At 49.9% G+C, this 23,845-nt stretch carries 20 protein-coding genes; 6 read left to right on the top strand and 14 right to left on the bottom strand.

Translation table 11 applies throughout. The features are described 5' to 3' along the window. Positions 1-27 precede the first annotated feature (27 nt). On the top strand, positions 28-3,147 hold the full coding sequence (locus tag L6442_RS10565; RefSeq protein ID WP_212980135.1) for a transglycosylase domain-containing protein: 3,120 nt from the start codon (positions 28-30) through the stop codon (positions 3,145-3,147). Positions 3,148-3,356: 209 nt separating this feature from the next. Here the strand turns inward: L6442_RS10565 and acsA are convergent, their stop codons facing one another. Next, positions 3,357-5,081, bottom strand: a complete 1,725-nt coding sequence (acsA, locus tag L6442_RS10560) for an acetate--CoA ligase (RefSeq protein ID WP_194229974.1) — start codon at positions 5,079-5,081, stop codon at positions 3,357-3,359. Positions 5,082-5,379: 298 nt separating this feature from the next. Between acsA and L6442_RS10555 the strand changes: the two genes are divergently transcribed. Continuing rightward, positions 5,380-6,012: a GNAT family N-acetyltransferase gene (locus L6442_RS10555; RefSeq protein WP_194229975.1), complete on the top strand. Its 633-nt coding sequence runs from the start codon at positions 5,380-5,382 to the stop codon at positions 6,010-6,012. A 213-nt stretch (positions 6,013-6,225) separates the two neighbouring features. Here L6442_RS10555 and L6442_RS10550 read toward each other — a convergent pair whose 3' ends face one another. The 8 genes from L6442_RS10550 to aroA all read right to left on the bottom strand — a co-directional run bounded on the left by L6442_RS10550 (position 6,226) and on the right by aroA (position 15,440). Then, positions 6,226-6,924 carry a 5'-methylthioadenosine/adenosylhomocysteine nucleosidase gene (locus tag L6442_RS10550; RefSeq protein ID WP_212980153.1) on the bottom strand — a complete coding sequence of 233 codons (699 nt, stop codon included), beginning with the start codon at positions 6,922-6,924 and terminating at the stop codon, positions 6,226-6,228. Between the two features lie 135 nt (positions 6,925-7,059). Beyond that, the gene (gene ccpA, locus L6442_RS10545) at positions 7,060-8,070 is read right to left on the bottom strand and encodes a catabolite control protein A (protein WP_127603092.1); all 1,011 of its coding nucleotides are present in this window, start codon (positions 8,068-8,070) and stop codon (positions 7,060-7,062) included. 399 nt (positions 8,071-8,469) lie between these two features. Then, complete coding sequence (ytxJ, locus tag L6442_RS10540; RefSeq protein WP_212980134.1) at positions 8,470-8,817, bottom strand: bacillithiol system redox-active protein YtxJ; 348 nt, start codon at positions 8,815-8,817, stop codon at positions 8,470-8,472. 206 nt (positions 8,818-9,023) lie between these two features. Then, positions 9,024-9,461 carry a hypothetical protein gene (locus L6442_RS10535; protein WP_212980133.1) on the bottom strand — a complete coding sequence of 146 codons (438 nt, stop codon included), beginning with the start codon at positions 9,459-9,461 and terminating at the stop codon, positions 9,024-9,026. A 216-nt stretch (positions 9,462-9,677) separates the two neighbouring features. Beyond that, positions 9,678-11,453, bottom strand: a complete 1,776-nt coding sequence (gene ptsP / locus L6442_RS10530; RefSeq protein ID WP_212980132.1) for a phosphoenolpyruvate--protein phosphotransferase — start codon at positions 11,451-11,453, stop codon at positions 9,678-9,680. After that, entirely contained in the window at positions 11,450-13,336 is a 1,887-nt protein-coding gene (locus L6442_RS10525) for a glucose PTS transporter subunit IIA (RefSeq protein WP_212980131.1), read from the bottom strand. The genes ptsP and L6442_RS10525 overlap by 4 nt, the downstream gene beginning before the upstream one ends. Before the next feature lie 320 nt (positions 13,337-13,656). Continuing rightward, positions 13,657-14,097 (bottom strand): CoA-binding protein, encoded by a 441-nt coding sequence (locus L6442_RS10520; protein ID WP_212980130.1) that lies wholly within the window; start codon positions 14,095-14,097, stop codon positions 13,657-13,659. Positions 14,098-14,147: 50 nt separating this feature from the next. After that, entirely contained in the window at positions 14,148-15,440 is a 1,293-nt protein-coding gene (gene aroA, locus L6442_RS10515) for a 3-phosphoshikimate 1-carboxyvinyltransferase (RefSeq protein ID WP_212980129.1), read from the bottom strand. Positions 15,441-15,570: 130 nt separating this feature from the next. Between aroA and L6442_RS10510 the strand changes: the two genes are divergently transcribed. Next, complete coding sequence (locus tag L6442_RS10510; RefSeq protein WP_194229983.1) at positions 15,571-15,873, top strand: rhodanese-like domain-containing protein; 303 nt, start codon at positions 15,571-15,573, stop codon at positions 15,871-15,873. A 103-nt stretch (positions 15,874-15,976) separates the two neighbouring features. Here L6442_RS10510 and L6442_RS10505 read toward each other — a convergent pair whose 3' ends face one another. Continuing rightward, positions 15,977-16,492: a shikimate kinase gene (locus tag L6442_RS10505; protein WP_237100281.1), complete on the bottom strand. Its 516-nt coding sequence runs from the start codon at positions 16,490-16,492 to the stop codon at positions 15,977-15,979. Positions 16,493-16,813: 321 nt separating this feature from the next. Between L6442_RS10505 and L6442_RS10500 the strand changes: the two genes are divergently transcribed. Further along, positions 16,814-17,128, top strand: a complete 315-nt coding sequence (locus L6442_RS10500) for a hypothetical protein (protein WP_212980151.1) — start codon at positions 16,814-16,816, stop codon at positions 17,126-17,128. A 15-nt stretch (positions 17,129-17,143) separates the two neighbouring features. Here L6442_RS10500 and gndA read toward each other — a convergent pair whose 3' ends face one another. Further along, on the bottom strand, positions 17,144-18,556 hold the full coding sequence (gene gndA / locus L6442_RS10495) for an NADP-dependent phosphogluconate dehydrogenase (protein ID WP_194229984.1): 1,413 nt from the start codon (positions 18,554-18,556) through the stop codon (positions 17,144-17,146). A gap of 199 nt (positions 18,557-18,755) precedes the next feature. Next, on the bottom strand, positions 18,756-19,352 hold the full coding sequence (locus tag L6442_RS10490) for a hypothetical protein (RefSeq protein WP_194229985.1): 597 nt from the start codon (positions 19,350-19,352) through the stop codon (positions 18,756-18,758). Positions 19,353-19,597: 245 nt separating this feature from the next. On the opposite strand from L6442_RS10490, the gene L6442_RS10485 reads away from it, so the two are divergent. Next, a complete protein-coding gene (locus tag L6442_RS10485; protein WP_212980128.1) occupies positions 19,598-20,221 on the top strand; it encodes a DUF1054 domain-containing protein in 624 nt (207 codons plus the stop codon). 126 nt (positions 20,222-20,347) lie between these two features. Here the strand turns inward: L6442_RS10485 and L6442_RS10480 are convergent, their stop codons facing one another. Continuing rightward, entirely contained in the window at positions 20,348-21,637 is a 1,290-nt protein-coding gene (locus L6442_RS10480) for an MFS transporter (protein WP_212980150.1), read from the bottom strand. A 177-nt stretch (positions 21,638-21,814) separates the two neighbouring features. On the opposite strand from L6442_RS10480, the gene L6442_RS10475 reads away from it, so the two are divergent. After that, entirely contained in the window at positions 21,815-23,290 is a 1,476-nt protein-coding gene (locus L6442_RS10475; protein WP_212980127.1) for an aminotransferase class I/II-fold pyridoxal phosphate-dependent enzyme, read from the top strand. A gap of 166 nt (positions 23,291-23,456) precedes the next feature. Here L6442_RS10475 and L6442_RS10470 read toward each other — a convergent pair whose 3' ends face one another. Next, the gene (locus L6442_RS10470) at positions 23,457-23,777 is read right to left on the bottom strand and encodes a DUF1292 domain-containing protein (protein WP_194229988.1); all 321 of its coding nucleotides are present in this window, start codon (positions 23,775-23,777) and stop codon (positions 23,457-23,459) included. Positions 23,778-23,845: the final 68 nt, after the last annotated feature.

The following is a 23,845-nucleotide window of genomic DNA, read 5'->3' as shown; positions in this document are numbered from 1 at the left end:
TTCCGTTAAAAGGAGGAACGCACGCGAATGGTTGATAATGAAAATAAAAAAACCGATAAGCAGCCTGCCCCCAAACGTAAACGGTCCTTTGCCCGGACGACGGGTCTCGTCATCCTGTGGCTGTTCGTCGTTGGCATGATGGGAGCCCTGTTTGTCGGCGGCACCGCCATCGGCTACGTTGCTTACAAGGTAAAGGACGAACCTGTCCGCTCAAGAGCAATGATTGCCCAAAAGATGAGTGAAAACGCCATCACCAGCTTTGCTTATTTTCGCGATCAGACTACACCGATCGGCCAAATCCGCACGGATGAAGACAGACGTCCCGTGGAATACAAACAGATTCCGGCTATAGTCATCGATGCAGTTGTTTCCATAGAAGACAACGACTTTTTCGAACATAAAGGCGTGGATCTTAAAGGCACCCTGCGCGCCGTCAAACAAAAACTGCTGCACGAGTCCGTACAAACGGGCGGTAGTACACTGACGCAGCAGCTGGCGAGGCGTGTCTTTTTGAGTCTGGACAAAACCGATGACCGCAAGATCAAGGAAATACTGCTTTCCCTGCGTCTCGAACGTTTCATGACGAAAGAAGAAATTTTGACCGCTTACCTAAACAAAGTTCCTTTCGGCAAAGGTTCCAGCGGATATAATTTGTACGGAATCAAAGCTGCCGCAAAAGGCATTTTCAACGTAAATGATTTGAACCAGCTTAATATCGCCGAGGCTGCCTATTTGGCAGGTTTGCCTCAGCTTCCGACAAGATATTCCGCATATAATTCCAAAGGCGATTTTAACCCGGACGCATTCAAACGAGCGCTGGACCGACAGCATCTCGTGCTCCGGCGCATGATGGAAGAAAACAAGATCACCGGAGCTCAATACAAGGAAGCGATGGCTTTCGACATCCGCAAGGCGATGGCCCCGCGTACGGAAAAGGCATACACAACCTTTCCTTACCTGATGATGGAAACGGAACGACAAGCTTCGGAGATCCTGATGCGGCTCAATCTGAAGGAAGCCGGCAAGGACCCGTCTCAGGTCGATGACAACGGCGAACTTCTGGAAGCGGCGAATCAGCAGCTTAAAACCGGCGGATACCGGGTATACACCACCATCGATAAGCGTGTATACAGTTCTATGCATAAAATCGGCGAAAATAAAAATAATTTCTCGCCTGACAGTAAAACAAAAGGGCCTGAGCAAACGGCTGCCATCATGATCGATAATAAAACAGGTGCCATTCTGGGGATGCTGGAAGGACGTGACTTCCACAAGGAGCAAATGAACTACGCAACGCAAATGGTCCGCCAGCCGGGCTCGACTATGAAGCCGATTGCGGCCTACCTGCCTGCCATCGAATCTGGAGCCATTCAGCCTGCAAGCATTCTGGACGATGCTCCAATCATCTTGAAGGACGGCCGAAAAGGCTTTCATATTCCTAAAAACTCGACTTCGGGCTACAGCGGGCTGATGACGGCACGGACAGCTTTGAACAAATCCGTCAATACCGTTGCTTTGAAACTGTACAATAACGTGGTTGGCATCGACAGCGCGTGGGCATTTTCCAAAAAGCTGGGGATCACGACCATCCAGAAAGAGGACTACTCGGCCCAGACAGGCGTTCTGGGTGGTTTGAAATACGGCGTAACCGTTGAGGAGCTGACTAACGCCTACAGCGCCATTGCGAATCAGGGGACGTTTAACGATGCTTATATGATTGAAAAAATCGTGGATTCCAACGGGAAAATCATATATAAGCATGAAGCCCAACCTGTGCAGGCATTTTCCAAGCAAACCGCCTATCTCATGACCGATATGCTTCGTACCGTTATTACGGAAGGTACAGGCAGCGAGGTACGTAAAAACTATAAGTATTTTAAAAAAATCCCGATTGTGGGCAAAACCGGTTCGACGCAAAACTACGCGGACGTCTGGTTTATGGGATATTCGCCTGATGTGACTTTAGGCGTATGGGTCGGATACAAAGAGCCTGTCAACACTTTGACGACCAAACCCGCCAGAAAACGCGCCCAGTCGATTTGGACGCTGATCATGAATGAAGTTATAGGCAAGGAACCCGATCTGTTCACGACACCGAAGTTCGAGAAGCCGGACGGCATCATTAACAAAACCGTGTCCGCATACAGCGGCAAGCTTCCAACGTCGTTAACGGATAGAGTTGTAACGGATTTATTCAATATCAAATATGTGCCTAAAGAAAGCGATGACGGTATCGCCAAGGTTAAATACATCACATATAGAGGAGCAAATTATATCCCAAGGGATGGAACGCCGGATGATATGCTGAAGGAAAAAATCGTCATCAAACGGGAAAAACCGATTCCGGATCTCATTAAAGAGCTGGAGGCTGCCTTTGCCAAAATGCGTGGAAGCCATCCCCCATTGTCTTACTACATCCCTAGAGATGCAGGCGAAGATATGCCAACCCAGATCGATCCGCGAGTTGATGATGGCGCCGCACCTTCCGCTCCGGCAAATGTCAGAATGTCTCTGAACGGAAGCAAGGCAATCATCACATTTAATCCTGCCCCGCAGGCGGATGTTGTCGGATACCGATTATACCGTTCCCAAAACGGCGGCTCTTTCCAAAAAACAGGAAGCGTGGTTCTGGCGGGCAATGCAACCAGCTTTACCAGTACGGCAGATGCAAGCACAGCCTTCTACGTTACGGCTGTCGATGTCGCCGGCAAGGAATCGGCGCCTAGCGCTACCGTAAACAGCATGGGTGGCGTCAACCCTGATGCTCCGCCGGAAGAAAAACCGGATACCTCGACTCCGGATACGACTGTTCCGGAGAATACCGGTAATCCGGGTACGACGGAGATTCCGGATGTTCCTGATTCCGCAACGGGTCAGGTTACAGTTCCGGCACCTCCTTCGGGGTTGCAGATCACGCCTGTGGATCATGGAGCTCTGCTCCAATGGAATCCTGCCGCTCCTGAGGAACTGGTTTCCGAATACAATATCTATTACAGCGAAAAGTCCGGCGGACCGTATAATAAAATCGGTTCCAGCCGGGAACCCAGCTTCCAATACAATGCCGGCGCCCCGCTACAAGGATATTTCCGGGTTACGGCCGTCAATTCCAGCGGTGAGTCGCGGGCATCATCCGCATCATTGAAATAAAGCAGTTTCATAAAAGCCTTATCCTGACTTAAACCTTCAGGATAAGGCTTTTTTAACGAAAGTGTTCCGTTTCTTTGCACCGCCTGTACCCCCTAGCGAACCGCAGCCATGCAGCACTCGCGCGTTGACGGGCCTCGTAGGTAACTAAAACAAGGAAGCACCGGATCCAATTATCCGGTGCTTCCTTGTTTTATCAATATGATCTTTTATTAATCCTCAATTGTGGAAAGATCGCCTGTCGGCAGATTCAGTTCCCATGCTTTGAGTACCCGGCGCATAATTTTGCCGGATCTCGTCTTCGGCAGCTTGTCGCGGAATTCGATTTCACGTGGAGCCGCATGCGCGGACAAGCCTTCTTTTACAAATTTATAAATTTCATTTTTTAATTCCTCGGATTCCTGATAACCTTCCCTGAGTGCGATAAAGGCTTTAATAATTTCACCGCGGGTCGCATCCGGTTTGCCGATAACGCCGGCTTCTGCCACCGCCGGGTGCTCAACCAACTTGCTCTCCACCTCAAACGGCCCGATCCGCTCGCCGGAAGAATTAATAACGTCATCGACGCGGCCTTGGAACCAGAAGTAGCCGTCTTCATCCATATATGCAGAGTCACCGGAGATGTACCAGCCTGGAATCCGGAAATATTCCTGATATTTGGCTGGATTATTCCAGATCTGATTCATCATTGACGGCCATGGGGCTTTAATCGCGAGATTCCCCATCGTATACGGCGGAACCTCATTGCCTTTATCATCAAGAATCGCCGCCTGTACACCCGGGATTGGACGACCCATCGAACCTGGTCTGACATCCATCGATGGATAGTTACAGATCAAGTGGCCGCCTGTTTCCGTCATCCACCAGGTATCGTGAATCCGCTGGCCGTACACTTTTTGCCCCCAACGGACGACTTCGGGGTTCAGGGGTTCGCCGACGGAGAGTACATGGCGCAGACTGCTCAGCTCAAACTGGGAAATGATGTCGGAGCCCGCTCCCATCAACATACGGAAAGCCGTCGGAGCGCTGTACCAAACCGTAACTTTATTTTTATCGATCGTTCCGTACCAGTCTTGTGGACTGAAACGTCCGCCGCGGATCACGTTCGTCACTCCGTTCAGCCACGGTGCAAAAATCCCGTAGGAAGTTCCCGTTACCCAGCCCGGATCGGCTGTACACCAGTAAATATCGTCTTCACGCAAATCCAGCACGATTTTACCCGTATAATAATGCTGAATCATCGCGTTTTGAACATGGAACACGCCTTTCGGCTTCCCGGTTGATCCGGAGGTATAATGTATAATTAATCCATCATTGCGATCCAACCATTCGATTTGCAGCTCCGATGAAGCTTCGTTCATTTCCTTAAAGAAATCCCGAATTTGGCCGTCTTCTTCCACCTTATCGCCGACGACAAAAATATGCTTCAGATCAGGCAGTTCATCCCGCTTCACCCGTCCGAGCAGTTGGGGCGTCGTGACGAGAGCGACAGCTCCGCTGTCTTCCAAACGGTCCTTGACAGCCGTCTCCATAAACGCTTCAAACAGCGGGCCGACAACGGCTCCTACTTTCAGAATGCCCATGAGGGAGACATAAAGTTCGGGACTCCGCGGCATGAAAATAAATACCCGGTCTCCTTTGCCGATTCCATGTTTGCGGAGAACATTGCCGAATTTATCGGATTGCTCTTTCAAATCAGCGAAAGTATAGCTTTCATCTCGCGAAACATCGCTGTACAGCAATGCTTTTTTGTCACCGCGGCCTTCCGCAACGTGGCGGTCAATGGCTTCATATGCCATGTTAACCTTCCCGGTCTCATACCAGCTGAAATGTTTCTCTACTTCCTCCCATTGAAACTTTGAGCGGGCTTCTTCATAATCGCCCAGGTTGGACGTATTTGCAACGCTTGGTAAAATTTCAACTTGATTTTGATCCATACTTTCATCCTCCCTCTGTTTCTCCCCCAAATGATAGGGCAGCGCTTACAATCTTGTATGATTTCATGCCACATGACAACATACACACGTAATCAGTCTTCCAAACCAAAAGTTTCTCGGGTGATTGCGATAAGCGTAAAACACATAATACAGCAGGTCTAACAGATGTAAAAAGATCAAAAGTTGTGACTATTTTATGTCAAAAATCATTATAGCATAGGATGAATCTTCCCGCCATCGCTTTTCATTTATTTGTTTTTTTGCTATAAGTAGGGTAGAAGCTGAAAGGAGCGTCCAGATGGAACACCTTAAACTGTACCATGTTCAAACCATACCTCTTGATGAGCGCTGCCTGGTCGTAGAAGGCCCCGTGCCTCCCGGAAGACTTTCCGAGCTGACCATGCATCCCGATCTCGATGCTTTCCGCCGCCCGGCCGACCAGCATCAAGCGCTGGTGGAGATAGCCGGCCTGGAAGAAGGCAGAATCATTATCACCCGTGAGGAAAATGTCATTGTCGGTTACGTAACCTTCCACTATCCGGATGAACAAGAACGCTGGTCTCAGGGGAATATGGAGGATCTGATCGAGCTTGGAGCCATCGAGGTAGCCAATGACTATCGCTCGCTGGGGCTAGGCCAGAAAATGATTAAAACCGCCTTCGAGGATGGCCAAATGGAACAATATATCGTGTTCACGACGGAATACTACTGGCACTGGGATTTAAAAAGCAGCGGGCTTAATGTGTGGGATTACCGCAAAATGATGGAGCGGCTAATGAAGGTCGTGGATATGGTCTGGTACGCGACCGACGATCCGGAGATTTGTTCGCATCCGGCGAATTGCTTAATGGTCCGGATCGGCAGCAAAGTCCCGCTCACCTCCGAAGAGCAGTTCGACCGGATCCGATTCCAGCAGCGTTTTATGTATTAGTAATTACAGATATATTTAAAAGGGGCTGCCCAGAAGTTGTTGAACTGGGTCAGCCCCCTTGTCTTGCGAGGGATCTTCCTGCGTATTAAAATTCATCTTCCGCGCTGCTTCTCAGTTTAAGTTCGCTGCCTTCGGACTGAATTGCTGATGCTCAAATGAAACGAGACCGAAAAGCAGGGTATCTTCCCTTCTCCCCCCGCTCTCACCACTCCGTTACATATGGCCAAGCATATAATCGAGAATGGCATGCGAACGGCGCGAGGAAGCCACGGTAAATTCGGCAAAATTCGCATGCGCCGAACCGTCGGCTTTATCCGACATCGAACGGATGACGGCATATGGCACACTGTTCATATAACATGCCTGAGCGACTGCGGCCCCTTCCATCTCAACGCAAGCTCCCTGCAAATGTTCATAAAACCAGGCAACCTGTTCCCTGCTGGCGATAAACTGGTCGCCGGACAATACCCGTCCCACGCGGCAGTTCACTTCGCCAAGCTCGGCGCAAGCTTGTTCCGCGAGTGCGATCAGACCCTTGTCCGCCGGAAACGCGGAAACCTCTTGGTAAGGAATAACCCCGCGATCGAAACCAAGTGCGGTGACATCCATGTCGTGCTGCAGGCATTCGGAAGAAATAACGATGTCTCCGATGTTCAGTTGAGGGTCTACGGCCCCCGCCACACCTGTAAAGATCACTTTGGATACGCCAAAAGAGTCAACAAGGATTTGGGTCGTAACCGCCGCATTTACTTTCCCTACACCCGACTTGCAAACCACAACATTTTGCTGGCTGTATGTGCCTTTATAATAACGGATTCCCGCTTTTTCTACGGTTTCCGCTCCTTGCATTCCAGCCAAGAGCAGCTCCACTTCCTCGTCCATTGCCCCAATGATTCCAATCGTTTCAGCCATCATTTTCATCCCCTTGTCCCATGTATGATCGAACCTATAAATTCTATAAACATAAACCGAAAAAAGCTCCCGTAAGGAGCTTTTTTCCAGCGTATCTTAACCTTTTTCAAATCTCTATTCAAAAGATTCTATTTTTTATTCATTTACATGGCTTACGGACAAACGCAAAATCGTTTCATGCGGCAAAATAACCCGCGGGTTGTCCACATTTTCTTTCTTCATCAGCTTGGTCAAAAGACGCATCGCTACAGCGCCAAGGTCGTACATCGGCTGGGCAACCGTCGTCAGAAGTGGACGCACCATAGAAGCCATGCGCGTATTGTCGACACTGATTACGGAGAAGTCGTCAGGTACTTTCAAGCCTTCATCCTGAATGCTGTGGATCGCCCCGATGGCCATTTCATCCGTAGCCGCAAAAACGGCAGTCGGTTTCTTCTTCAGTCCAAGGAAGTATTTCATTGCTTCCACTCCGGACTCATAGCGATAGTTTCCGATCCGGACAAGATCCTCTTGGTATTCAATGCCGGCATTTTCCAGCGCCTTTTTGTAACCCTGAAAACGGGAATAACCGTTGGCAGGATCCTGAAGCGTTCCGCTAATCATCGCAATCTCGCGATGGCCGTGGCGAATCAAGGTATTTACAGCATCAAACGCCGCAGCTTCATGGTCGATATCAACGGATGGATACGTGCCGTTCTCATCCCGCGTTGCACACAGCACGATCGGAACTGCAGATGTCTGGAATGCCTGAATATGTTCCTCCGTCACCGTGCCGCCCATAAAGAGCAACCCGTCCACTTGTTTCTCAAGCAGTGTGTTAATAACACGAATTTCTTTTTCCTTCTTCTTGTCCGCGTTACACAAAATAATATTATAGTGGTACATGTTGGCGATATCTTCTATTCCCCGGGCAATTTCCGCAAAAATCGAATTCGAAATATCGGGAATGACTACCCCGACGGTTGTTGTCTTCTTGCTGGCAAGACCTCTTGCCACCGCATTTGGGCGATATCCCAAACGTTCAATTGCTTCATATACTTTCTTCCGGGTCTGAGGCTTTACGTTGGGGTTGTTGTTTACAACCCGCGATACCGTTGCCATCGATACGCCTGCTTCACGCGCCACATCGTAAATGGTTACCGTCAAATTCCTTCTCTCCATTGCCAATAAATTTTTCAATCGTTAACCCAGTGAACTGCTCTCGCTTTAATGATAGAAGTGCGAGCTTCTTGGGAACAGAGCATCATTGTAAGATAGCACCATGCACTAGGTTACAACAGTTACTCTTATGTACCAAGCGATCCCCGTAGTTCCTACGGTTCTAGAAATATCAGACAACTTGTCCACCTGCCTCGCATCTATCAAGCCACACGGCTCAATTTTAGCTATGCAAGGCCAAGTTCCTTGGCTAATTATTGTCGTTATACGACACATCTAATACCGTATGACATTCATTACTCACTTACTTCGTTGAAGTGGGCGGCTTCCGCTGATTGCGTTAAAATTATGATACGATAATTTGTCGTATTCTGCAATGATAACGCTTTATAAGTCGCTCAAGTGCTGTTTCAAAGCATCCACAGTAATATGGGAATGAGATGTATGCCAGATTGGCGCCTGATTCTTGACTAGAATTACCTGAGGCGATTCATGCTGAACACCAAGCAATTCCGCCGCTTTTAAAGAAACCGGACGATCCTCTACGACATGAATTAAACCGTATTCAACAGATTCATTCGGCTCGTTTTGCAAGTATGACATCATCTGCTGATAGGCCCCGGTACTGATTGGGCAGCGAGTACTATGTTTGAAAAGAAGCAGAGACTTATCTTTCGAAGCTTCAAACGCAGCTTGCAGCTGATCGTTAGTAGTCAGTTTGGTCATCGTCGCCATATGATATACATCTCCTTCATCCGACTTAAAACCCCTAACTCTATCGTATCAAAAAGTTCGTGAAAAATCCAACTAACTATGAAAAATTCTGAAAACTTTTCTTGACGATTTTTTCAAAATTCATCTATAGACACTCCAAACATGCGTTTATCCTTATCAGCAAGCCGTTTTGAAACCATCGATTTCATATAGTCAGCAGTCCCATTTTATGCGTCTGCATGCATTACACTCATTTCCGGCAAACTGACGGACAGCTGTGAAAGACGCTCGCGTATATCCCTGACCCAGTCTTCATCCTGCATTTTTTCCGCCATTTTGTACAAATCCAGCAGAAGATTGATCCGCTCCCCAATCTCATATTCCAGTTTACTCATCAAAATCCCTTCGGAATATTCACCCTCGGCCAGCACCTCATATATTAAATCGGCCAGTTCATGGTAATCGGTTAGAGATAAGCTTATTTTTCCCGGCTGCTTGCTGAACGCATCGACATACTTCTTCAAATCGGATTTCATGGATGGTATGAGCTCATAGGTTAAACAGTGATCGCAAACAAGCACAGGCACATGGCGAATCATCACGTTCCGCGTATACATGACCGTGCGCAGTTCAAGTCTCAAATTTTGCTCGCAGTTACATCTCATTACATATACCCCACCTTCAGCCTTTTTATCTGTATACTCAGATGAGAGTAAATTTTCAGCTGTTGTTGGTATTCGCCTCCCGTTCCTTTGATTCCTGCCCGTTTTGGCCTGCTGTTTTATTTACCAAAAAGCCCATCTCCTTCTTACCGGGATGAGGATGCCGAAAAGCCCATGACATTTGCATAAATGCCATGGGCTTTTCGCTCGTTTCTCGCATCAGGAAACGTGACTGTCTTTTCCTTTTTCCACAGGCTTGTTTTGGTTCTCAGCCCGACTGGACTCATTAAAATCGGTGAGCAGCTTTTCAACTTCAGCGTTGGTGGCAAACTTGTAGCATTCCTCCGCTACAGAACGCGCATCCGCCGCCGTTGTATTCAAGATCCGGTGTTTTACCCGCAGCAGCGACTGGATCGACATGCTTAAATCATGCACCCCAAGCCCAAGCCACAGCGGAACGGAACGTTCGTCCCCCGCCATCTCGCCGCATACGCTTACCGGTATCCCTGCATTGCGAGCCGCTTCCACGGTTGTGCGCAGCATGCGGAGAATAGCCGGATGATACGGATGATACATATGGGCGATCTGTTCATTCATCCGGTCTACGGCAAGAACGTACTGCACCAGATCATTGGTGCCGATACTGAAGAAATCGCACTCCCGGGCCAGTAAATCCGCAATCGTGACGGCCGCGGGAATTTCGATCATGACTCCTACCGGAATATTCGCATCATAAGCGATGCCGCGGGCATCCAGATCAGCCATCGCCCGCCGGAGGATCTGATTGGCTTGTCTCACTTCTTCCAATGAAGAAATCATCGGATACATGATTTTGGCTTTGCCGTATGCGCTGGCCCGCAAAATAGCCGTAAGCTGCGTTTGAAACAGCTCTTGACGTTCCAGGCTGATGCGGATCGCACGGTATCCGAGAAAAGGATTATCTTCCTGCGGCAGCGGGAAATAGTCCAGCTGCTTGTCCCCGCCGATATCCAGGGTACGGATCACGACCTGACGGCCATCCATCTTCTGCACGACCTGGCAGTAAACCTCGAACTGCTCCTGTTCGCTCGGAAAACTGCTCCGGTCCATATACAGAAACTCCGTCCGGAAAAGACCTACCCCGAGCGCACCGTATTTCACGGCCATATCCAGCTCTTTCACCGAGCTGATGTTGGCGGACAAACGCATTTCGGCTCCGTCTTTGGTCACGGCTTCCACGGCAGCAAGCAGTTCCAGCCGTTCTTTCTTCATCTGCTGCTCCGTTCGGGCGCACTCGAATTTCGCGACGGTTTGCTGATCCGGGTTCACGAACAATTGTCCCGTCTCGCCATCCATTACAAGCATATCCCCTGTTTGGATCGGGATTTCAAGCTTGCCTTCGATGCCAGCGACAAGCGGTATGCCGATAGCCCGGGCCATGATGGAAGAATGCGAAGTTTTGCCTCCAAGCATTGTCACGACGCCCAGCACATGGGACGGATTCAAGTGAGCAAGCTGCGAAGGCGACAGTTCCTTGACGACCAGCACATAAGGCTGCGCATCCGACGGCAGCGTAACTTCCGGAGCGCCAAGCAAATGTTTGAGCAGGCGGTTGCCGACATCTTTGATGTCCATCGCCCGCTCCTTCATATATTCGTCATCCAAGAGGTCGAACATCGTGACGAAATGGTCGATCGCTTCTTTAACCGCCACTTCTGCGGCTTTATATTGGCGTTCGATGACTCCCTGAATTTCGTTCATAAATACCGGATCGTCGAGAATGGCCAGATGGGCATCAAATATGCTGGATTCTTCTTCGCCAACGATATCCCTGAATTCATTTTTGATATATTCGATCTCGTTTTTGGAGGTGCGAATCCCTTCATACAGCCGCTCAAACTCATTGGCCAGATCGACTGCGTCTATACCGGTTTCAGGCAAATCCCACTCCCAGTTTGGCAGAACGAATGCTTTTCCAATTGCGATGCCGGCAGATGCTCCGATGCCTTGTATCATGATTCCAAACCCCCAACATTTCTGTCGTGTAATACAACGGACATAACTGACGCCTGACCTTTTTTGACCGCTTTAAACGGTGCGAAACTCCATGATTTGACGCGGTCCGGATTCGTGATTACCATCGGCGTCGCTATCGATGTCGCGTGAGCGCGAATGTAAGCCAGGTCAAATTTGACAAGCAGTTGGCCCGGTTCGACCGAGTCCCCTTCCTGCACAACCGCTGAAAAATGCCCTCCCTTTAGCTGGGAGGTGTCAATACCGATATGAAGGAGTACTTCAAGTCCATCCGGCGTGGATATGCCGATGGCATGCATCGTCGGATAGATATGCACTACTGTGCCGTATACCGGAGAGACAAGCTCCCCCTTCTCAGGCATGAAGGCTACGCCGTCGCCGACGAGCTTGGCGGCAAAGATCTGATCCGGCACTTCCTCGATCGGCAGCATTCTGCCCTGTACCGGCGCGCTGAAAAGCACCTGCGGCAGATCGCGCTGCATTAGCTTGTTCACTTCTTCCCGGATCAGTTCGGAATAAGTACCAAACACAACTTGAACATTCCCTCCGCCAAGTTTGATGAGTCCGGCCGATCCGAGCAGCTTGAGCGCATTGCCATCCACAAGCCGGTCGTTTTTTACAGTAAGCCTCAGCCGGGTGATGCAGGATTCCACCTGGACGATATTTTCCTTGCCGCCCAGAGCTTCCAAAATGAGTGGAGCCTGATAAGGAATACTTCCCGCCCAATCTTCCAGCGTGGACCCTTCCTCACGCCCCGGCGTCGGAATTTGAAACCGGCGTATGGCCCATCTAAACAGAAAATAGTAAATAAAACCATAGCCGACGCCGATCGGTATCAGCAGCCAGGCATGATGGGACAAATGCAGGTTAAGGAAAAAATCGATGGCTCCCGCGGAATACGAGAAACCGTGATGAATATCCATCTCATACGTAAGCCACATGGCCGCGCCCGACAGAACCGCATGCAAAATGAACAAATACGGCGCCACAAACAAAAAGGCAAATTCGATCTGCTCGGACACCCCTGTTAAAAAGCATACGAGCGCCGCCGTCAAAAAAGTCTTTTTAATCTTCGGCTTCAAATCCTCGCGCGCTTCCTGGATGATGGCCAGTGCTATTGCCGGCAGCGCGAACATCATGATCGGGAACAAACCCGCCATATAATTCCCGGCTGTCGGATCGCCGGCAAAGAACCGGGGCATATCCCCCTGCACAATGTTCCCGGAAGGCGCCTGATAAGAGCCCACCTGAAACCAAAAGACGTTATTGAGCAGGTGGTGCAGACCGAAGGCAGTCAAAATCCGGTATAAAATGCCGTATAAGAATAGACCGAAACCGCCCAGATGACTCATCATCAGCGTCAGCTCATCCAAGCCTTTCTGCAAGTAGGGAGTTATAAATAACAGCAGCCATGAAAACGCCGTTGAAAAAAGCCCCATAAAAAGCAGAACAAACCTTGACCCGCCAAAAAACTGCAGCGCTTCAGGCAATTTGATATGCTTGTAACGGTTCGAGACAACGCCGGATAAAACGCCAAAGAGAATGCCGATCAGAGTTGTGGGTTGAATGCCGCCGTACCCCATATGCCTGGTAATCTGACCGTAAATAAACATCCCTGCCAGCGCGGCAAGCCCCGCCGGCCCGGCTTGATTGGAAAGCCCCCAGGCTACGCCGACCGCAAACAAATACGGGAGGAAATAGAAGATGCCCTGTCCGGCCCATGTACATACCTCAGCAACGTGAGGAAGGCCCCATGCGGCCCAGGGAAGACTGCCGACGCTCAGCAGTATGGCGGCAGATGGAAGCACCATCGTAGGCAGTATTACCGCTCTTCCGAGCTGCTGCAGTGATCCGAGCCAATTCAAGAAAGGCACTCTCCTTTCTATAGCCTATCAGAGTTTTGCATAAATTCACGATCAACCGTTTCCTGCAAAATCTGCACATATTTAAAATGGTAAGCTTTCATTCAGATTTTGTCAAAAGAAAATGCATCCTAATAACCCCACAAAGTGACGCGTGCCTTCGAAGTTTATTCCGATTACTTTGGGGGACCCCGAAAATTCAACCCCACAAAGTGACGCGTGACCTTCGAAGCATACTCCGATTACTTTGCGGGGACCCCGGAATAAAACAAATAAAGCATCCCCGGAAGAATCAACCGGGGATGCTTTGGCATAAGCTCGCGTTATCCTTTTTTGGAGCGGTCAGGCTGCGTCACGGCCTCCTCCACCTTGATGCAGCGGTCCATGATCGCTATCATTCCGTTTTCCTCGGCGATTGCCGCCGCTTCATCACTGACAATACCTAGCTGGAGCCAAAGCACATTTGCCTTAATCTCGGCGGCCTCCCGCGCGATATCCGCACAGTATTCGCTCCGCCGAAACACATTGACGATATCTACCGGCTCGGGAATATCCTTAAGCGATGCATAACAGGTCTCCCCCAATATGGTTTGGCCCGCCACCGTCGGATTCACCGGAATGATGCGGTACCCGCGGTTTTGCATCGCCTGGGCGACCATATAGGAAGTACGGTCGGTTTTGTCCGACAAGCCGACGACCGCAATGTTGCCTGCGTTTTCGAGAATCCCCCTGATTTCATCACGCGTTGGATTTTCAAATGCCATGCTTTACCACGCCTTTCCTTTATACGTATGCCATCTTTAAAGCCACTCTATTATTTTACCCATTCCACCTGGGCGCCAAGCGCCTGCATATGCTCAAAAAACTGCGGATACGATTTAGCTACATGATGGGCGTCCTTGATGATCAGCGGCTGCTTGGCCCGCAGACCCACGATCGTGAGCGCCATGATCACGCGGTGGTCGTAGTGGGCATTGATCTCCACGCCGCCTTCCACGCCCTCAGGCCGGCCGTGAACGATAATTTCGGCTCTTCGCTCCTCCACGTTCGCTCCCGCCTTACGCAGCTCGTTCAAATAATCCGTAATGCGGTCGCATTCCTTATAGCGCAAATTTTCCACATTGTAAAAACGCGATGTCCCTTCCGCAAATACGGCGGCGGCCACCATAGCAAGCACCGCATCCGTAGCTGCGTCACCGTCGAATTCGACGGCCTTCAGTTTGCCGTTTCCAAGAATATGCACTTCGTCATTGTCATGCGTCAGCGGGACCTCCATCATGCGCAGAACATCAACGACGGCGCGTTCTCCCTGCTTGCTTTTCACAGGCAGGCGCTTTACAAGCACATCGGATTCCGTCACCGCCGCTGCGGCAAGAACGGCAGCCGATCCCGGATAATCGCCTTGAACTGTATATGTTTTGGCCTGATAAGATTGATTGCCCGGCACCTGGAACCGCATCAGATCTTCGCTGGCATGGATGACGATCCCCGCTTGTTCCAGCACCTCCAGCGTCTGGCCGACGACTACCTTGGACTTCAAATCGCCGAGCACTTCGATCTCGCTGTCTTCCGCAAGCAGCGGGCTTACGAACAAGAGCGCGCTCAAATATTGCGAACTGACGGAGCCCGAAACTTGAATCAGCCCGCCTTTCGGCTGTCCGCCCCGGATGCGGATCGGCAGCCGCCCGTCGTTATGCTCCACGGAAACCCCCATCTGTTCTAAAGCCGTAATGAGATCATCATGGGGCCGCTTGCCCAGCGAATCGGGGTAAGTGTTTACGAATGTCACGTCAGGACAAAACGAAGCTACTCCCATCAAAAAACGAAGAACGGCGCCGGCATTGCCCACGTTGAGTTCTTTCACATTCCGCGGATGGCGCCCGAAACCGGTAATAACCGCCTTCTCATCATCCTCTTCCAGTACCGCCCCCAAATCCTGAATGCAGCGGCGCATTGCATCGCTGTCTTCGCTGTGGGCCGGAAAATATACCGTGCTGGTGCCCTCCGCAAGCGCTGCCGCCAGCAGGTAGCGCGTAGTATAGTTTTTGGAAGACAGCGCTCCAATTTCCCCCGAAAGCCGCGGAGTCGGTTTTACGATCAAATCCATTTGCCCCATGTCTCCTTTTCGAATAATTTACCGCTCTAACCGGGATGCAATCGATTTGACAGCCCATTTAAAGCTTCGTTATCATATACGTAAAATTTTAAATTTCAATAATCGAAAAGAGGTAACTACCATGTCACTCATACCTGAAATAGATCCGTCAGAGGTAAAACGTCGTCTTCTTGCAGGCGAAACGCTCCAGATGATCGATGTCCGCGAAGACGACGAGGTCGCGCAAGGCATGATCAGCGGAGCCGTGCATATTCCCCTTGGACAAATTCCGGATCGGCTCCATGAAATTCCGAAGGAAGGCGAAGTCATCATGATCTGCCGCAGCGGCGGCCGCAGCATGAGAGCCTGCCAATTCCTGCTTCAATACGGCATTGAATGCACCAATATGACCGGCGGCATGCTCCGCTGGAATGAAGAAGATTAAACAGCAGCGGCAGGCCTGACGGGCTTGCCGTTATTTGTTCCGCCGTGCTCTTTTTTTGCAAGTCACTCTCTTTTCGCTTTTCGATATTTTAACACAAAACGGCTTAGACGCGGTAATGCATTAAAATTTGCGATGCTATCTTTTCCGGACCCATCCGGCTCGTATCCACCGTGTAATGGGCAAACCGATAAGCATCTTTGCGCTCATCCATAATGATGCGGATCCGTTCCTCCGCATTTCCGGCAAGCAGGGGGCGATTGCTGTCCCCGCGAACCCGGTCAATAATTGTCTCCGCATCCGCAGTAAGAGCAAAAACAATCCCGCCGCTAAGCATGATCTCGCAATTCAGCGGCTCAAGCACGGCTCCGCCGCCCGTGGCAACGACCTGTCCTCCATCGGATGCCAATACCTTGCGAAGCACGGCCGTTTCAGCCTGCCGGAAGTAAGCTTCCCCGCGAAGCTCGAACATTTCCGGGATCGTCATGCCTTGCTCAGCCACGATCGCCGCGTCCAAATCGACAAGGGCAAACCCGAGTTCCTTCGCTAAAATTTGCCCGATCGTGGTTTTTCCCGTCCCCATCATGCCGATCAAGATGATATTTTGTTCCGTTTGATTCAAAGCTGCACCCCTCTTTTACTACCCGACATTTCTCAAGCTTTTTCATATCATAACACAGGGCAAAAACTTTCGACAATCTTAAAGGCGGGCTCTTCTAATCTAGCTTTGTCCATTGCGCTTCGGTATTCCGGGAGGCTTAAGCGACCTCTATTCCAGGCCCATGTCCCAAGCCAAACCTTTTAGTCTTTTTCCTGCAAGTCTATCATATATATATGTCTACAATCATAAATCCCGAGCGATGTCTTTAACTTACATGCAGCAAAATCATCATGTCCATACCATCAAAAATCAGGAAATCGTAAGGAGTGGAACGTGTCCGTCATGCCAGAATCCCGTCCCCATTTGCCTGAAACCGCCGCAAGGATCAAACAGATCGCCGATCCCCGGCATATTCTTTGCCGTGAGGATATGTTATGGGTGCTGCATTACGTGCAACAAAAAGTGGCTCAGGGAGAACCAGCCCTGCTGGAACTCTCTAAGCCACGGATATTACGGAATTTTCAATATTTCGGCGAAGCGGCGCTCCTTCTTCTGGACCGAACCGCCGCAGGCCATACGCAGGATGAACGAATCCGCACCTGCCTACTTGAGGCCATGCACGGACTTATAACCCCAGAAACTCCTGACCGGCCTTAATTCAAACCACGTCTTCTATTCCTCAATCCAGTTGTGGTGGAAGACGCCTTCTTTGTCTACGCGTTTGAACGTATGGGCGCCAAAATAGTCGCGCTGCGCCTGCAGCAGATTAGCAGGGAGTCTTTCCGTGCGATAGCTGTCGAAATATGCAAGCGCGCTGGAGAAGCCCGGAACCGGAATGCCGCGGCTGACGGCTGCGGCAACCGTAGCACGCCATGCGCCTTGGTAATTTTCGATAATATCTTTGAAGAAAGGATCAAGCAGCAGGTTTTTCAGGCCTGGATCCTTTTCGTAGGCATCGGTAATGTTTTGCAGGAAACGGGAACGGATAATGCAGCCGCCGCGCCAGATTTTGGCGAGTTCGCCGTATTTCAGATCCCAGTTGTATTCTTCGGAAGCGACGCGCAATTGGGCAAAACCTTGTGCATAAGAAACGATTTTGCTCGCGAACAATGCCTTGCGGACATTTTCGATAAATTCAGCCTTATCCCCTTGGAAAGCTTCCGTTTTAGGACCGTTCAGAATTTTGCTTGCATGGACGCGTTCTTCCTTCATCGCCGACAGGAAGCGGGAGAATACCGATTCTGTAATCATGGAGAGCGGTACGCCAAGATCCAGGGAGCTTTGGCTTGTCCATTTTCCTGTTCCTTTTTGTCCGGCTGCGTCGAGAATGACATCAACCATCGGTTTGCCTGTTTCTTCGTCTTTTTGCGCGAAGATATCGGCTGTAATTTCGATCAGGTAGCTGTCAAGCTCACCTTTATTCCATTCGCTGAAAATTTCATGCAGTTCTTCCGCGCTAAGATTCAGCACATCTTTCAGCAGCTGGTAGGCTTCGCAGATCAACTGCATATCGCCGTATTCGATACCGTTATGGACCATTTTTACGTAGTGTCCCGCACCGTCAGGCCCGATATATGTACAGCAAGGTTCACCATTCACTTTGGCGGAAATGGAGGTCAGGATCGGCTCTACCAGCTCATAAGCGCTCTTTGGCCCGCCCGGCATGATCGAAGGCCCTTTGAGCGCTCCTTCTTCGCCGCCGGAAACCCCTGCACCGATAAAGCGGAAGCCTTTCTCCTCCAGCATTTTGCTGCGACGCTGCGTATCAGGGAAGTAAGCATTGCCTCCGTCGATGATGATATCCCCTTGATCGAGATGCGGAATCAATTGCTCAATGGTCGCATCCGTTGCTTTACCGGCTTGTACCATGATCAAAATTCTGCGCGGCTTTTCAAGAGACTCGACAAATTCTTCAATGGAGAATGTACCTGTCAGATTCTTGCCTTTCGCTTCTTCGAGAAGGGCTGTTGTTTTCTCCGGGGAACGGTTGAATACGGAAACAGTAAAACCTCTGCTTTCAATATTCAAAGCCAAGTTTTTGCCCATGACAGCAAGGCCGATGACGCCGATTTGTTGCTTTGACATATGGTCCTCCATCCTTTACATCTTTATTTTTTTGAAAAAATTTAGAATAAACCTATTTTAGCGTGTTTACGCGCGAAAGTGAACCCCTCGCACATTTAAGATGTCGTGACAAAACACCCCGCTTTTTTGCAGAGGTGCTTCCATCACTTTCGTAAAGATTTGGCATTATCCGCCTTATTATTGTGATACAAACAGGACGTTACCATTCAAGCATTAGCAGCTGTTTGGACAGATCTTCGAGCTTCTGCCTGCAAAGTTCCGCCCGCTTCTCATCGCCTTCCTCCAGCGCCTCCTGGAGCCGTTCGAGCTCGTCGTCCACCTCAGCCCGCAGCAGCAGAAGCCTCATTTCGCCTTCCTTCGAGTAATAGAGCTTCGAAATTTCCGCTTCCGTCATGTACGGTCCTTTTTGATACAATACTCTTTGCTGGTACCCGGATATTTCGACCAAACGGATGACCTCTCCGAATAAAATGTTTTCGACCAGAATTTGACGGTCCTTAAACCGCTTCACTACCGCATGGCCGCGCGTATCTTCAATCAGCTTCTCCATCCACTCCGCCAGTTTGGCGTCCCGAATAATGTAATCTCCGACCATCTTATACCCGTTTTTCGTCCGGTTAAAACGCAGCTTGACGAGTTTGCGCCCCGTTCTGACGGAAACGACGAATAATGATTCGTTTTCGCTCCAGTACAGGGAGTAACCCTCCTGTATCAAATCCTTTATCAGGTCCTGAATATGCCGCCGGTTAAACCGAAGCTCCAAATTGCAGTACTCCACCTCATAGCTCTTATTCACGGCACTCCCTCCTTCAGTTTTGGACCGCCTGCCGGCAAAATACGCGGGTGAGAGGATTTTCTTGAATCCCGCTCTAAAATTGATTAAAGTCTTTGTTCTATTTTATACTTTATCTTATGTAACGGTAACTTGGTTTATTGACTATTTTTACCCGCTTCCCGCCTCTGCCAAACGCGCAGCGCGGACATGCTATACTCTATTGGAATACATAGCAACTTCTATTGATATTAAAGGAGGCCATAACCATGCCGTTTGAAGGTTTTCATACACAAGATTTTGACGTATTCAAAGTTCCGGGGCTCGAACCCCGCATGGAGGCTTTGATTGCGAACGTACGGCCGAAGCTTACGATGCTCGGGGACGAAATCGCCCCTTTTCTCTCGGCCTTGTGCGGGGAAGAAATGTTTCCTCATGTCGCCAAACATGCCCGCCGCACCATCAATCCGCCGAATGATACATGGGTTGCCTGGGCAGCGAGCAAAAGAGGCTACAAAGCATTGCCCCATTTTCAGGTCGGGATGTTCGAATCGCATCTGTTCATCATTTTTGCGGTGATTTACGAAAGCCCGAACAAAGTCACCTTTGCCAAACATCTCGAAAAAAACCGCAGCAAGGTGATCAAAACCGTGCCGAAGGAATTTTACTGGTCCATGGACCATATGGACCCGGGCTTTACTCCGCATGCCGATATGAGTTCCAAAGACTTCTCGCAGATGGCCGAGAAACTGGAAAAGGTCAAAAAATCCGAGGTGCTGTGCGGGCTGCGCATTCCAAGAGGCGAGTCGGTGCTGGCAAACGGGCCGGAGCTTATCTCGGTCATCCAGTCCACTTTTGAAAAGCTGCTTCCGCTGTATAAAATGGCATTCTAAGAGGCTGGCATCGAATTTTGAATTTAGCCGGGCCTAAGCAGATTTTACGAAGTATGTTTCCTCCGGAAAGCTGTATCCTTCGAAACTGGGTACAGCTTTTTTTCTATTGAGAAAAGCCTACTCGGTTTAAGCCCTGGCACCGGTTTTCATTCCCCGTGACAAAATAAAATGGATGACGAACAACAAGGCCATGACGATCGCGCTTGCCAAAAAAGGCGATGAATGTCCGACCCGATCCCACAGCTGACCGGATACAATCGGACCAACGACCATCCCCGAGCCCTGCAGGGTCAAGAAAAATCCCCACACCGTGCCGCGCTCTCCCTTTGGAACCAGATGAGCCACAAAAGTGTTCCATCCCGGCAGGATCATGGCGTAGCTGATGCCGACGATACACACGAAGACAAACACCAAAACCAGGGAATGCACCATCGAGAATATGCTAAGCGAAAATGCCGCCAGCAGAAATCCAGTATTCAAAAACGGTCTGGTGCCAAATCGGTCGATCAGCTTCCCGCATGGGATCAGGGCCAGCACCGTAATGCCTCCGCCTGCGATGAGCAGCAGGTTGTACATGTTCGGCGAAATATGAAGCTCATTTTGCACATATAGGGTGATAACCGGACTGAGAAGCCCAATAACAAAGGATTGGAGAAACAGTGCAGGGTATACCATCCAGCTCACCTTCAGCGTCGTTCTGACCTCATACAGCGTTTTTTTCACATTTACCCGCAGCTGCCCCAGCTTATGCCCCATTATCGCAAAAAAGCCCTTACCTGCTCCCGTCACGGAGACCGCCGCCGTTTGGAGAGGAATTCTGACTTTGGAAGGCAGCATCAGCGCAACCAGCACCAGAATGATGCCTACGCCGATCAAAATCAAAAATGCCGTATGATAATTTCGACCCGTGCGTTCCATGAGAAAATTCATCACGATCGGTCCCGCTCCGGTGCCAGCCAGCGAGGCCATCTCAAGCGTTCCCATCGCCTGGCCGTTGCTGCCCATCGGCCCCGAAATTTCCGTGGCTCCCGTCATCGCGGTCGGCCACAGCGGCGATGTCCCCAGTCCAAGGATAAAACAAGCCAGCGACAGCCAAAAAGCTCCAGACGAAAACGCGATGATGCTGACGGCAATAACCGTCATAAGCAAAGCGCTGGCCATCGTTTTTCGATAACCAAGCCTTTCTCCGATCCAGCCGAAAGGGCTGCGGAAGAGATTGTCACCTATGTATTGGAGCGAAAAGGCAATTCCGATTGTATGCGCCGAAAGACCTAGAAAATTTTTCATATAAATGGGCAATACGACCACAAGGAGCGACCCCTTCATAAACTCAACCAGAAACAAAATAATGAGCAGTCCCACAAAAAACGGGGATCTGAGCCGTTTTCCGGCAGCTGCTCCTGTTACCTGCTGCATCTTTTTCACATCCTCTGCTGTTATTGCCATTTTTCGTGAAAATCCCGCATATTTATAATGTACCCCATATTCCTTCCGGATTTTCAATGGCTGACGAAATGTATGCTTGCAATCCCCCCCCATTTTGCTATACTCATCCTTGTAATTTTAACAGATGAAAGGTTGTGACAGCATACGATGGACCACCGCCGTACGCCGCTGTTTACTGCTCTGAAGGAACATGCGGCCACCAATCCTGTGCAATTCCATATTCCCGGACATAAAAAGGGGATGGGAACCGATAGCGAGTTCAGAGAGTTCATAGGCGATAATGCCCTATCCATAGATTTGATTAATATCGCGCCGCTGGATGATCTCCATCAGCCTACAGGCGTCATTGAAGAAGCGCAGAAGCTCGCTGCCGATGCATTCGGCGCGGACTATACCTATTTTAGCGTACAAGGAACAAGCGGCGCCATAATGACCATGATCATGTCGATGTGCTCGCCCGGCGACAAAATCATCGTGCCGCGCAATATCCATAAATCGATCATGTCCGCAATTATATTCTCAGGCGCCAAACCGGTATTCGTATCGCCGGCACGCGATGAAAATCTGGGGATCGATCACGGAATAACCACCCGCTCCGTACAGCGCGCTCTGGACCGTCATCCGGACGCCAAAGCGGTGCTCGTTATTAATCCGACTTATTTCGGCGCATGCGCCAATTTGAAAGAGATCGTCGATCTCGCCCACAGCCGCCATGTGCCGGTGCTCGTGGACGAAGCCCACGGAGTCCTTATCCACTTCCATGAAGATCTGCCGATGTCGGCCATGGAAGCCGGAGCGGATATGGCTGCAACCAGCGTTCACAAGCTGGGAGGCTCCATGACGCAAAGCTCGGTGCTCAACCTGAACACCAAAAACGGGTTTGTTAATCCGCAGCGCGTGCAAACGATCATCAGTATGCTGACAACAACCTCGACTTCGTACGTCTTGCTTGCATCGCTCGATTCTTCCAGACGCAATCTGGCGATCAACGGCCATGAAATGGCGCAAAAAACGATTGATCTTGCCCAAAAGGCCCGCCGCAGCATTAATGCAATTGAAGGTTTATACTGCTTTGGGGAAGAGATCCTTGGAGGCGAAGCTACCTTCGATTATGACCCGACCAAGCTGACCATCCATGTCCGCCATCTGGGCATAACCGGTTATGAGACGGAAAACTGGCTGCGCGAGCATTATAACATTGAAGTCGAACTTAGCGACATGTACAACATCCTCTGCCTTGTTACCCCGGGCGACAACGAGGAAACGCTATCGATTCTGGTGGAAGCTTTGCGGGATCTGGCTAAAACGTATTATAACGTAAACACCGCCAACGAGCTGATCGTAAAAATTCCGGAGATTCCTCAGCTTTCCCTCATTCCTAGGGACGCATTTTACGGGGACACCGAAGTCATTCCGTTTAAAGAATCTGCGGGACGGATCATTGCCGAGTTTATTTATGTTTATCCTCCGGGCATTCCGATCCTGCTGCCTGGCGAAGTCATATCCCAAGACAATATCGATTACATTATCGAACATGTGGATGTGGGGCTTCCTGTTAAAGGGCCTGAGGACCGCAATATCCAAAACGTCAAGGTGATCGTGGAGACCGATCCGATCTTCTAAACTGCTTTTAGAGGTTGCTCATGAACACGCACTTTCAGCAAAAAACCCGGCACCGCAAATGCGATGCCGGGTTTTACTGCTATTCTGGCCGCGATCAAGAAAATATAGGCACAATTAAATTCTCCAGCAGCCATTTTCTTGACCCGCGCCCGATTGCAGTGAAGAATTAGTCTTCAAGCTGGGCAACAAGCTCGTTATAAGCCGCTTCAACAGCCTTCCATTCTTCTTCATCTTCAATATTGTAAAGCATCATTTCGTCATTTTCCTCTTCGATACGAAGAATGATGCCGTCAGCTTCAGGATTTTCACGTTCGAGCAGCAATGCATACAAATTCTCGCCAACATCAAATGTTTCGACAAGAACCATCTCGACGTCATTTCCTTGCTCGTCAGTCAAAGTCAGAACAAATTCTTCATGCTCATGGTCGTGCTCATGATCATGACCGCAGCCGCAAGCATCGCCATGCTCGTGTGTGTGATCGCTCATTACAAAAACCTCACTTTGGGTTATTTAGTCATACCTTCGTATCGTATCATGTTGGAAAGCTCTGGTCA

Origin of the sequence: Paenibacillus azoreducens, assembly GCF_021654775.1 — a bacterium.
GTDB classification, from domain to species: domain Bacteria; phylum Bacillota; class Bacilli; order Paenibacillales; family Paenibacillaceae; genus Paenibacillus_AQ; species Paenibacillus_AQ azoreducens.
Note: the sequence above shows the minus strand (reverse complement) of the source record. Positions and strands in the feature narration are given on the sequence as shown.